This is a genomic window from Streptomyces hiroshimensis, assembly GCF_014650335.1.
GTDB lineage: Bacteria > Actinomycetota > Actinomycetes > Streptomycetales > Streptomycetaceae > Streptomyces > Streptomyces hiroshimensis.
On sequence record NZ_BMUT01000002.1, the window covers coordinates 17,433 to 29,475 of the forward strand.

At 72.8% G+C, this 12,043-nt stretch carries 7 protein-coding genes; 6 read left to right on the top strand and 1 reads right to left on the bottom strand.

What is annotated here, in order from left to right; translation table 11 throughout:
• The first annotated feature begins 298 nt into the window (after positions 1-298).
• Both IE241_RS05430 and IE241_RS05435 read left to right on the top strand, forming a co-directional pair.
• Entirely contained in the window at positions 299-5,290 is a 4,992-nt protein-coding gene (locus IE241_RS05430; RefSeq protein ID WP_190020492.1) for an NAD-glutamate dehydrogenase, read from the top strand.
• 144 nt (positions 5,291-5,434) lie between these two features.
• Positions 5,435-6,652: a hypothetical protein gene (locus IE241_RS05435; protein ID WP_190020493.1), complete on the top strand. Its 1,218-nt coding sequence runs from the start codon at positions 5,435-5,437 to the stop codon at positions 6,650-6,652.
• Here IE241_RS05435 and IE241_RS05440 read toward each other — a convergent pair.
• Positions 6,580-7,098: a GtrA family protein gene (locus tag IE241_RS05440; protein ID WP_229898824.1), complete on the bottom strand. Its 519-nt coding sequence runs from the start codon at positions 7,096-7,098 to the stop codon at positions 6,580-6,582. The two genes, IE241_RS05435 and IE241_RS05440, sit on opposite strands and share 73 nt — an antisense overlap.
• A 129-nt stretch (positions 7,099-7,227) precedes the next feature.
• Here IE241_RS05440 and manB point away from each other — a divergent pair, with 129 nt between their 5' ends.
• From manB to IE241_RS05460, 4 genes are all read left to right on the top strand, one after another.
• On the top strand, positions 7,228-8,307 hold the full coding sequence (gene manB / locus IE241_RS05445) for a mannose-1-phosphate guanylyltransferase (RefSeq protein ID WP_190020494.1): 1,080 nt from the start codon (positions 7,228-7,230) through the stop codon (positions 8,305-8,307).
• Between the two features lie 114 nt (positions 8,308-8,421).
• A complete protein-coding gene (locus IE241_RS05450; protein ID WP_190020495.1) occupies positions 8,422-9,231 on the top strand; it encodes a polyprenol monophosphomannose synthase in 810 nt (269 codons plus the stop codon).
• The gene (locus IE241_RS05455) at positions 9,206-10,738 is read left to right on the top strand and encodes a hypothetical protein (RefSeq protein ID WP_229898826.1); all 1,533 of its coding nucleotides are present in this window, start codon (positions 9,206-9,208) and stop codon (positions 10,736-10,738) included. The genes IE241_RS05450 and IE241_RS05455 overlap by 26 nt, the downstream gene beginning before the upstream one ends.
• Positions 10,735-12,042 (top strand): glycosyltransferase family 87 protein, encoded by a 1,308-nt coding sequence (locus tag IE241_RS05460; protein ID WP_229898828.1) that lies wholly within the window; start codon positions 10,735-10,737, stop codon positions 12,040-12,042. Before IE241_RS05455 ends, IE241_RS05460 begins: the two co-directional genes overlap by 4 nt.
• Position 12,043 lies beyond the last annotated feature (1 nt).

Here is a 12,043-nt window from a genome sequence, read left to right on the forward strand (position 1 = left end):
CTCCGGGTTTTGTACACAAACCGCTCGTGACGCCTCCCGGGGGAAGAGCGATAGCCTTACGGGGTGATCAGCGCGATATCCAGCGGGGGCGACGGCGCCCCTGTCCTGCGCCCGGAGTGCCACGGCACCCGGGGAGCCGCTGGTCGCCCGGGCGGGGCGCATTCGGCCGAATCGGCCGGGACCGCTCCGGTCATCCCTCATTCCGGCATACCGTCGAAGACGACCGGAGACCCCGCGTCGCGGCGTGATGCCTTCACCACCTATGTCACGCAACGGCGCGCGACAGGAGCCAGAGGACATGCAGACCAAGCTGGACGAAGCCAAGGCAGAGCTGCTCGAGAGGGCGGCCCGCGTCGCTGAGAACAGCCCGGCCGGGGGGCAACAACCGACCGGGCCGAAGGCCGAGGCGGGACTCGACCAGGAGACCCTGACCGCCTACCTCCAGCGCTACTACCTGCACACGGCGCCGGAGGACCTCAACGGTCGCGAGCCGGTCGACGTCTACGGCGCCGCGGTCTCGCACCGCCACCTCGCCGAGAACCGCCCGCAGGGCACGGCCAACGTCCGGGTGCACACCCCGACCGTCGAGGAGAACGGCTGGACGTGCAGCCACTCCGTCGTCGAGGTCGTCACCGACGACATGCCCTTCCTGGTCGACTCGGTCACCAACGAGCTCTCCCGCCAGGGCCGCGGCATCCACGTCGTGATCCACCCGCAGATGATCGTGCGCCGTGACGTCACCGGCCGTCTGCTGGAGGTCCTCGGTTCCAACTGCGAAGCCCACGGCACCGGCAAGGACGCCGTTCTGCCGCACGACGCGCTCACCGAGTCCTGGATCCACGTCGAGATCGACCGCGAGACCGACCGCGGCGACCTCAAGCAGATCGCCGCCGACCTGATGCGCGTCCTGTCCGACGTCCGCGAGGCCGTCGAGGACTGGTCCAAGATGCGCGACGCCGCCCTGCGCATCGCCGACGGCCTGGCCGCCGAGTCCCTCCCCGGCGACGTCGCCCCGTCGGACACCCACGAGGCCGGCGAGCTGCTGCGCTGGCTGGCCGCGGACCACTTCACCTTCCTCGGCTACCGCGAGTACGAGCTGACGAAGGTCTCCACCGACGGCGGCGAGGAGGACGTGCTCAGCGCCGTCCCCGGCACCGGCCTCGGCATCCTGCGCTCCGACCCCCACCACGACGAGGCGCAGCGCGCCGGCGGCCCGCACTCGCACCTGCCGCGCCCGGCGTCCCCCTCGTTCAACCGGCTGCCCGCCGACGCCCGCGCCAAGGCCCGTGAGCACAAGCTGCTCGTCCTCACCAAGGCCAACAGCCGCGCCACGGTCCACCGCCCCTCCTACCTCGACTACGTCGGGGTGAAGAAGTTCGACGCCGACGGCAACGTGATCGGCGAGCGCCGTTTCCTCGGCCTGTTCTCCTCCGCCGCGTACACCGAGTCCGTGCGCCGCGTGCCCGTCGTCCGCCGCAAGGTCCAGCAGGTCCTCGCCGACGCCGGCTTCACGCCCGACAGCCACGACGGCCGCGACCTCCTCCAGATCCTGGAGACCTACCCGCGCGACGAGCTCTTCCAGATCGCCGCCGAGCAGCTGCGCTCCATCGCCACGAGCGTGCTCTACCTCCAGGAGCGCCGCCGGCTGCGGCTGTACCTGCGCCAGGAGGAGTACGGGCGCTACTACTCGGCGCTGGTCTACCTCCCGCGCGACCGCTACACCACCGGTGTGCGGCTGCGCCTGATCGACATCCTCAAGGAGGAGCTCGGCGGCTCCAGCGTCGACTTCACCGCCTGGAACACCGAGTCGGTCCTCTCCCGGCTGCACTTCGTCGTCCGCGTCGAGCCGGGCGCGACGCTGCGCGAGCTCACCGACGCCGACGCCGACCGCATCGAGGCCCGCCTGGTCGAGGCCGCCCGCTCCTGGGCGGACGGCTTCGCCGAGACGCTGACCGCCGAGGCCGGCGAGGAGCGCGCCGCCGAGCTGCTGCGCCGCTACGGCCAGGCCTTCCCCGAGGGCTACAAGGCCGACCACAGCCCCCGCAGCGCCGTCTCCGACCTCGGTCACCTGGAGAAGCTCACCACCGCCGGCGGCGACCGCGACTTCGAGCTCAGCCTCTACGAGCCGGTCGGCGCGGGCCCCGGCGAGCGCCGCTTCAAGATCTACCGCACGGGTGAGCCGGTCTCGCTGTCCGCCGTGCTGCCGGTGCTCCACCGCCTCGGCGTCGAGGTCGTCGACGAGCGCCCGTACGAGCTGCGCTGCTCGGACCGCACCACCGCCTGGATCTACGACTTCGGTCTGCGGATGCCCGAGCGGATCGAGGGCGACGACGCCCGCATCCGCTTCCAGGAGGCCTTCGCGGCGGTGTGGACCGGCGCCGCGGAGAACGACAACTTCAACAACCTGGTGCTGCGGGCCGGTCTCGACTGGCGCCAGGCCATGGTGCTGCGGGCCTACGCCAAGTACCTCCGGCAGGCCGCCTGGCCGTTCAGCCAGGCGTACATGGAGGACACCCTCAGCAACAACGTCCACACCACCCGCCTGCTGGTCAACCTCTTCGAGGCCCGGATGTCGCCCGCGCTCCAGCGCGCCGGCAACGAGCTCATCGACGGCCTGCTGGAGGAGCTGGACGGCGCCCTGGACCAGGTGGCGAGCCTGGACGAGGACCGCATCCTGCGGGCCTTCCTCACGGTCATCAAGGCCACGCTGCGCACCAACCACTTCCAGCGCGACGCCGACGGCGCGCCGCGCCCCTACCTGTCCCTCAAGCTCGACCCGCAGGCCATCCCCGAGCTGCCGGCGCCCCGCCCGGCCTTCGAGATCTGGGTGTACTCGCCGCGGGTGGAGGGCGTGCACCTGCGCTTCGGCAAGGTCGCGCGCGGCGGTCTGCGCTGGTCCGACCGGCGCGAGGACTTCCGCACCGAGATCCTCGGCCTGGTCAAGGCCCAGATGGTGAAGAACACCGTCATCGTGCCGGTGGGCGCCAAGGGCGGCTTCGTCGGCAAGCGCCTGCCCGACCCGTCGGTGGACCGCGACGCGTGGCTCGCCGAGGGCATCGCCTCGTACAAGACGTTCATCTCGGGCCTCCTCGACATCACCGACAACATGGTCGGCGGCGAGGTCGTGCCCCCGAAGGACGTCGTCCGCCACGACGAGGACGACACCTACCTGGTCGTCGCCGCCGACAAGGGCACCGCGACGTTCTCGGACATCGCCAACGAGGTCGCGCAGTCCTACGGCTTCTGGCTCGGCGACGCCTTCGCCTCCGGCGGCTCGGCCGGCTACGACCACAAGGGCATGGGCATCACCGCCCGCGGCGCCTGGGAGTCGGTCAAGCGCCACTTCCGCGAGCTGGGCCACAACACCCAGACGCAGGACTTCACGGTCGTCGGCGTCGGCGACATGTCCGGTGACGTCTTCGGCAACGGCATGCTGCTCTCCGAGCACATCCGCCTGGTGGCCGCCTTCGACCACCGCCACATCTTCATCGACCCGACCCCGGACGCGGCCGTCTCCTACGCCGAGCGCCGCCGCCTGTTCGAGCTGCCCCGCTCGTCCTGGGCCGACTACGACACCGGGCTGCTCTCCCAGGGCGGCGGCATCCACCCCCGTACCGCCAAGTCGATCCCGGTCAACGCGCACGTGCGGCAGGCCCTCGGCATCGAGGCGGGCGTCACCAAGATGACCCCCGCCGAGCTGATGAAGGCCATCCTGCGCGCGCAGGTCGACCTGCTGTGGAACGGCGGCATCGGCACGTACGTCAAGGCCTCCACCGAGTCCCACGCGGACGTCGGCGACAAGGCCAACGACGCCATCCGCGTCGACGGCCAGGACCTGCGCGTCAAGGTCGTCGGCGAGGGCGGCAACCTGGGCCTGACCCAGCTCGGCCGGATCGAGTTCGCTTCCAACGGCGGCCGGATCAACACCGACGCCATCGACAACAGCGCCGGCGTGGACACCTCCGACCACGAGGTGAACATCAAGATCCTGCTCAACGCGCTCGTCATCGACGGCGACATGACCGTCAAGCAGCGCAACAAGCTCCTCGCCGAGATGACCGACGAGGTCGGCGAGCTGGTCCTGCGCAACAACTACGCGCAGAACGTGGCCCTGGCCAACGCCGTGGAGCAGGCCCCCAGCCTCCTCCACGCCCACCAGCGGATCATGCGCCGCCTCGGCCGGGACGGCCACCTGGACCGGGCCCTGGAGTTCCTGCCCAGCGACCGGCAGATCCGCGAGCGGCTCTCCGCGGGCCGCGGGCTGACCCAGCCGGAGCTGGCCGTCCTCCTCGCCTACATCAAGATCACCACGGCCGAGGAGCTGCTCGCCACCGGGCTGCCCGACGACCCGTACCTCGAGCGCCTGCTGCACGCCTACTTCCCGCAGGCGCTGCGCACCGGCTTCGCCGAGCAGGTCGACGCCCACGCGCTGAGCCGGGAGATCATCACCACCGTCCTGGTCAACGACACCGTCAACAGCGGCGGCTCGACCTTCCTGCACCGTCTGCGGGAGGAGACCGGGGCCTCGCTGGAGGAGATCGTCCGGGCGCAGACCGCCGCCCGCGCCATCTTCGGGCTGGGCTCCGTGTGGGACGCCGTCGAGGGCCTGGACAACGTGGTCGCGGCCGACGTCCAGACCCGCATCCGGCTGCACTCGCGGCGCCTGGTCGAGCGCGGCACCCGCTGGCTGCTCAACAACCGGCCGCAGCCGCTGGAGCTGGCCGGGACGATCGAGTTCTTCCAGGACGGCGTGGCCGAGGTCTGGGGCGAGCTGCCCAAGCTGCTCAAGGGCGCCGACATGGAGTGGTGGCAGTCCATCCACGACGAGCTGGTGGACGCCGGCGTGCCGGACGAGCTGGCCGTGCGCGTGGCGGGCTTCTCCTCCGTCTTCCCGGCGCTGGACGTCGTCGCGGTCGCCGACCGCACCGGCAAGGAGCCGCTGGCCGTGGCCGAGGTCTACTACGACCTCGGGGACCGGCTGCACATCACCCAGCTGATGGACCGCATCATCGAGCTGCCGCGCGCGGACCGCTGGCAGTCCATGGCCCGCGCCTCCATCCGAGAGGACCTGTACGCGGCCCACTCCGCGCTCACCGCCGACATCCTCGCGGTGGGCAACGGCTCCTCGACGCCGGAGCAGCGCTTCGAGGACTGGGAGGAGAAGAACGCGGCGATCCTGAGCCGGGCGCGCACCACGCTCGACGAGATCCGCGGTTCGGACGCCTTCGACCTGGCCAACCTGTCGGTGGCCATGCGGACCATGCGCACCCTGCTGCGGACGCACAGCTGAGCCGTGTGCCGGAGCGCGCGCCCGGGCGGCTTTCCGGGCCGTGCGCTGCGTCGAATTGACGCACGGCTGACGGCGGAGTGAACAAGGGACGGCCCTGGGGACAAATCCCCCGGGGCCGTCCTTTTGCCGTGCTATGAGGGACGGATGAAGGCCGTTTCCCGGTTGACGTCCGGGCCCTCCCCCGATGCCCTGTCCGACGGCGCACGCCGCCCCGTGCCGGCCCCGCCGCCCGCGCCCCCGCGCCACGGGACGGCCCGCGCGGTGGCCCTCTACCTGGCGGTGTCCGCGGTCGGCTTCGCGGTGCTCCTGCTGGTGAGCCGCCATCTCGGGCGGGGCCCGGAGGTCCTGCTGCAGCGCTGGGACAGCGGCAATTACCTGCACATCGCCAAGCGCGGCTATCCGGGGGAGATCCCCTACGGTCCGGACGGGGAGCCGAAATTCAGCAGGCTCGCGTTCTTCCCGCTGGTTCCCGGGCTGATCCGGTCGGTGGGGCTGGTGACGGGGCTGCCGCTGGTGTGGGCCGGGGTGGTGGTGTCGTTCACGGGCGCCGCGGTGGCCGCCGCGGGGGTGTTCCGGCTCGTGCGCGCCGTCGGCGGCCGGCCGGGCGCCGGGTACGCGTGCGTGGCGCTGTGGGCCTGCTCGCCGTACGCGTTCGCGCTGTGGGTGCCGTACTCGGAGGGCGTGTTCAGCGCGGCCCTGATCTGGGCGCTGGTGGCCATACTGGCGCGGCGCTGGCTGGCGGCGGCCGCGCTGTGCGTCGTGGCGGGCATGGTGCGGCCGAGCGCCACGGTGCTGGTCGGCACGGTCGTGCTGGCCGCCGGGTGGGAGCTGGTGCAGCGCCGGGGCGGCCGGCAGGCGTGGGTGGCGCTGCTGACGGCGCCCCTGGGGCTGCTGGGGAGCTGGCTGTACCTGGGGAGCAAGGTGGGCCGGGTGGACGGCTGGTTCGAGGCGGAGCGGGCGTGGGGGCAGTCGTTCGACTTCGGTGCGGGCACCGTGCACGTGCTGAAGGGGATGCTCCTCTACCGGCACGCGGGCCGGACGGGTGATCTGCGCTCCGCGGCGGTGATCGCGGTGGTGGTGCTGGGGGCCATCGGGGTGCTGGCCCTCGCGCGGGACCGGAAGGTGCCGTGGCAGCTGGTCGTGGCGGTGGCGGGGGCGTGGGTGCTGATGGTGGGAACGCCGGGTTCGCCGCTGTCCAAGCCACGCTTCATGCTGCCGTTCCTGCCGGTTCTGCTGCTGTTGGCGGCCAGGCCGCTCGCCCGTGCTCCGCTTGGGGTGCGGGTGTGTCTCTACGGTGGGGGTGCGGTGGTCTCGGGGTGGTACGCGGCGGGGTTGCTCGTGCTGTTCGAGGGGTCGCCGTGAGAGCCGTCGGGGAGCAGTGTCCTGAACACCCAGGCCCGGTAGGTCCAGAAGCGGAAGAGCGTGGCGGCGCCGATGCCCAGGAACTTGAAGAGGTTGTTCTGGAACGGGGTGTCCCAGCCGAACGAGTACGTGGCGACGTAGAGCACCCCGTTCTCGATGACCAGCCCGATGGCGCTGAAGGCGGCGAAGAGGGCGACCTGGCGGCTGCGCCGGCTCCTGTCGCGGTCGCGGTAGGCGAAGTGACGCAGGCCCAGGTAGTTGAAGCCGATGGCGACCACGGTCGCGATCACGCTGCAGCGCACGACCGGCAGCCCGGTGAGCGCACGGCAGAGGTTGAAGACCGCGAGGTTGACGACGATGCCGAGGCCGCCGACGGCGCCGAACTTGGCGAATTCCCGGCCGAGGGCCGCGAACCCCGACGTCGCCGCTGGTCGCAAGGGTCGCAAGGGCCTCTCCCATTACGGTCGTCCCGGTATGGCCGCCACGCAAAGCAGACATTTGCCGCAGAGAACTGATTGTAGTGTAAATTGCCGCAAAAACTGACACAGTGCGAAGACGACGGCGAGGACAGTGGCATGACAGAGGCGGTACTGCTCGTCGGCGGCAAGGGGACCCGGCTGCGGCCGCTCACCCTCAACACGCCGAAGCCGATGGTCCCGGCCGCCGGAGTGCCCTTCATCGCCCACCAGCTGGCCCTCGCCCGGGCCGCCGGCGTCGGCCACGTCGTCCTCGCCACCTCCTACCTCGCCGAGGTCTTCGAGCCCTACTTCGGCGACGGCTCCGCCCACGGCCTGCGTCTGACCTACGTCACCGAGAAGGAGCCGCTCGGCACCGGCGGCGCCATCCGCAGCGCGGCGCAGGCCCTCACCACCGGCCCGCGCGGCCCCGTCCTCGTCTTCAACGGGGACATCCTCACCGGCCTCGACATCAGGGGCCTGCTGCGCCGCCACGAGCAGGCTCAGGCCGACGTCACCCTGCACCTGACCAGGGTGGCCGACCCCAGGGCCTTCGGGCTCGTCCCCACCGACGCCGGCGGGCGCGTCCTGGCCTTCACCGAGAAGCCCCGCCGCCCCGAGGAGATCGTCACCGACCAGATCAACGCCGGCGCCTACGTCTTCCGCCGCGACGTCATCGACACCATCCCCGACGGCCGCCCGGTCTCCGTCGAACGCGAGACCTTCCCCGGCCTGCTGGCCTCCGGCGCGCTGCTGCACGGCGTGGTCGACGCCTCGTACTGGCTGGACCTCGGCCGCCCCGCCTCCTTCGTCCAGGCGTCGGCCGACCTCGTCCGCGGGGTCGTCCGCTCGCCCGCCGTGCCCGGCGAACCGGGCGAACACCTGGTGCTGCCCGGCGCCCGCGTCGAGGAAGGAGCCCGCCTGTCCGGCGGGAGCGTCATCGGCGCCGGGGCGCACGTCGAGGCCGGAGCGGAGGTCGAGGGGTCGGTCGTGCTGGACGGCGCGCGCATCGGGGCCGGTGCCCGGATCCGGGCCAGCATGATCGGCCGGGACGCCCGGGTCGGCCCGCGCACCGCCCTCGACGGCGTGGTGATCGGCGACCACGCGGAGGTCGGCTCCGACAACGAGCTGTGCGACGGCGCCCGCGTGTGGTGCGGCATGGTCATCCCCGACGCGGCCATCCGCTTCTCCGCCGCCTGACGCCGGCCCGGCCCGCTGCCAGCCCGCTACCGGCCCGCTGCCGGCGCATGCAGACGCAGTCCCTTTGCCGACGAACCCACGCCCTTTGCCGACGAACCCACGAGGACCGAGCCCATGAGCGCACCACACACCCCCGCCGCGGCACCCCCGCTGCCCGCCGAGTGGAGCCGCACCGCGACGACCGTCGTCATGCCCACGTACAACGAGGCGGCGAACCTGGCCACCATGGCGGAGGCGCTCATGGCCCTGCCGCTGGAGGGCCTGCGGCTGCTGGTCGTCGACGACAACAGCCCCGACGGCACCGGGGCCATCGCCGAACAACTGGCGGAGAAGTACAACGAGCCCGGCCGGACCCGGGTGGGCGTCCTGCACCGCACCACCAAGGACGGGCTCGGCCGCGCCTACGCCGCCGGCATGGCCCGGGCCGTCGCCGAGGGCGCCTCCTACGTCCTGCAGATGGACGCCGACGGCAGCCACCCCGCGGAGAAGATCCCCGAGCTGCTCGGGGTCGCCCTCGCCACCGGCGCGGACGTCGTCGTCGGCAGCCGCTACGTGCCCGGCGGCTCCCTCTCCGACGCGTGGGGCGTCCACAGAAAGGCCCTCTCCCGCTGGGCCAACGCCTACGCCAGCACGATCCTCGGCACCCGCGTACGGGACATCACCGGCGGCTTCAACCTCTGGTCCGCGGCCGCCCTGAACGCCATCGACCTGGAGACCGTCGACAGCGCCGGCTACAGCTTCCAGGTCGAGATGAAGTACCGCGCGCTCAAGGCCGGGTACACGGTCATGGAGGTGCCCATCCACTTCGAGGACCGCACCGCAGGCGAGTCGAAGATGAACCTGGCCGTCCAGCTCGAATCGGTGGTCATGCCGTGGCGGCTGCGCACGAGGTCGGCCCGTGCTTCCGGTCACCGTCCCCGCTGAGCGTGCGGCCCCGCCCGGGGCCGCGCGCCCGGCCCGCGCAGCGGCCCGACGGCCCGTCGTCGTCGCCGTCCTGCTGCTGGCCGTCCTCCTGCTGCTGATGACCGTGCGGCTGCCCTGGTCCGGAGATCTCGGCATGCACGCGGCTGTCCTCGAACGGCTGCGCGCCGACCCCCTCCACCCCGGCAACCCCCTGGTCGACGCCCCGACCCCGAGCCCCTACTACTCGCCGTGGACGGTCCTGCTCGCGCTCACCGGATCGGCGACCGGCTGGGGCACCTTCACCGTGCTGCGCCTGGGGGCACTCGCCGGGCTCGCCCTCCTCGGCACGGGCGTCCACGCCTTCGTGCGGACGTTCACGCGCAGCAGGACGGCGGTGCCGCTGGCGGTGCTGTGCCTGCTCCTGCTGTACGGAGTGAGGCTTTTCGCGTGGAGCGGCGTCCTCGGGCTCACCTCGATTTCGCTCACTCTCGCCTATCCGAGCACGTTCGCCTTCGGCATGGCCTTCCACCTGTGGGCGCTGCTGCGGCGTGCCCTGGCCGCGGCCTGGGGTACGGCGGCCTTCCTGGGGCTCGGGCTGCTGCTCGCCGGGATCCTGCTCACCCATCAGTTCACGGGCGCCGTCGCGGTGCTCGGCGCCGCCGCGGTGCTGCTCGGCGCGCGGCCGTGGCCGGGGCGGGCGGTGTGGCTGCGGGTGGCCGCCGCGTGCGCCCTGGCCGCCGCGGTGCTCGCCTGCTGGCCGTACTACGCGTTCTTCTCCCTGCTCGGCACGGGCGGTCTGGATGACATCCACCGGCCGCTCTACGACCACCTCGCGACGAAGTTCTGCCTGGCCGGCCTCGGCGTGGCCGCGCTCGCGCTGCGGGCCCGGCGCGACCGCCGCGACCCGCTGGTGATCTTCTTCGGGCTGGGGCTCGCCGTCTTCGCGGCCGGCGGTCTGAGCGGCCATCAGGCGTGGGGCAGGATCCTGCCCGCCGTCCTCGTCCCCGCGCAGCTCGCCCTCGCTCTGGAGGCCGCCTCCGGCGGCCGCCGGGTTCGGGCGGCGCTCGTCCCGCTGACGGCGGTCGCCCTCTTGGCGGGCGCGTGGACGCAGGCGGGGGTGCTCACGTACGTCCTGCGCCCCCAGGCGCTTCCGCCCGTCCTGCGCCACCTCCACACCGTCGCGCTCTGGCCACGGTTCACCTGGGCGGCGCGTGAAGTGCCCGCGCGGCAGACGGTGATGACCGACAACTACTACGCGCTGCGGATGCTGCCCGCCTACGGGCCGTACACCGTCGCCCCCGCCTACCCCGACGTCTTCCTCCCCGACGCGGCACGCCGCCGCGCCGCGACCCGCCGCTACTTCGCCCCGGCCACCTCCCGGGCCGAGCGGCTCGGCATCCTCAAGGAGTACCGCGTGCGCTGGGTCCTGCAGAAGAACGGCGGCCCGGGCCTGGACCGGGGCGATCCCGCCCTGCGCCGGACCGTCCGGGGCCCGGCCGGGTTCGTCCTCTCCGAGGTCGCGCCGTGAGCGCCAAGAGCGCCGCGAGTGACGCGAGCGCCGTGACGACGCCCGCCGCGAGCCGCCCCGACGCCCTCGGGAGGTGGCTGCGCGGGCGGGCTCCCTGGCCGGTGCTGCTCGCCGCGCTGCTCGTGCTCGCGCTGGACGTCGTGCGCGTGGTGCAGGGCCCCCGGACGCCCGGGATAGACAACGCGGTGGTCGTACGGGCGGCGCGGGCGCTGCTCGACGGCGGCTCGCCGTACGCGGACAAACGGTTCCTCTATCTGCCGGGCGCGGTGTTCGCCGCGGTCCCCGAGACCGTGTTCGGCAACGAAGCGCTGGCCAGGGCGGTGCCCGTCGTCACCGCGCTGCTCGTCCTCGCCGGGGTCGTGCTCGCCCTGCGGATCTTCGGGGTGCGGGCCGACAGCCGGCTCGCGGCGGGCGTCGTCGCGGCGCTCGGCGTCTTCGAGCCCTTCCACGGCGTCGTCTACCTCGGCAACTGGACGGCCCTGTCGGCCGTCGCCTTCCCCGCCGCCCTGCTGCTCGCCCACCGCGGGCGCTGGTGTGCGGCCGGGGCGGTGGTGGGCGCGGCGGTGGCGCTGAAGCCGATGCTTGTGCCGGTGCTGCTGCTGTTCGTGTTCGCCCGCCGGTGGCGGGCGCTGGCCTGGGCCGTGGGCGTTCCCGCGGCCGTGTCGCTGGCGGCGGCCCTGGCCATGCCGCGGCCCGGGCTGTTCTTCACCCGGACGCTGCCGTTCCTGATGCGGGGCCAGGACGCGTACGCCCGCCCGTTCGACGCTGCGTGGCCGTCCGTCCTTCCCCGGCTCGGGGTGCCGCAGACGCCGGCCCTCGTGCTCGCGGCCGGCGCGGCGGTCGCGGTCCTGCTGTGCGCGCGCCTGCGGTGGCGGGCCGGCGGGGATCCGGCCCTGCGGCTGGTGGAGTGCGCGTCGCTGCTGATGCTCGCGGCGTTCCTGGTGTCACGGCCGTCGTTCCAGCACTACATGCTGGTGGTGCTGCCTTCGCTCGCCGCTTCGCTGGTGGTGCGCGCCGCGGCGGCACGCTCGGTCTGGCTGTGGCTGCCGCTGCTGCCGGAGGCCGCCGGAGTCTCGTGGCCGTACCTGGAGACGGCCCGCAGGCACGCCTTCCGCGACGTCGTACTGATCACCGGGGTGACCGCGGCCCTGGCCCTGCACGCCTGGCGCACCCGCTCGGACCCCTCGGGGGAGGTGACTGTCAGTGCCCGCGTCTACGCTTTGAGTAATCGTGAATCCGTCCGCGCGGATGACGGGCCGCCCGAGCGTGCCCGCGATGTGCCGGACCGCACCGAGACGAGGTGAC

What these genes read in the sequence shown, in the direction of transcription:
- manB (WP_190020494.1), top strand. Translation starts at nt 7,228, where the DNA reads ATGACAGAGGCGGTACTGCTCGTCGGCGGCAAGGGGACCCGGCTGCGG.
- IE241_RS05430 (WP_190020492.1), top strand. Translation starts at nt 299, where the DNA reads ATGCAGACCAAGCTGGACGAAGCCAAGGCAGAGCTGCTCGAGAGGGCG.
- IE241_RS05435 (WP_190020493.1), top strand. Translation starts at nt 5,435, where the DNA reads ATGAAGGCCGTTTCCCGGTTGACGTCCGGGCCCTCCCCCGATGCCCTG.
- IE241_RS05450 (WP_190020495.1), top strand. Translation starts at nt 8,422, where the DNA reads ATGAGCGCACCACACACCCCCGCCGCGGCACCCCCGCTGCCCGCCGAG.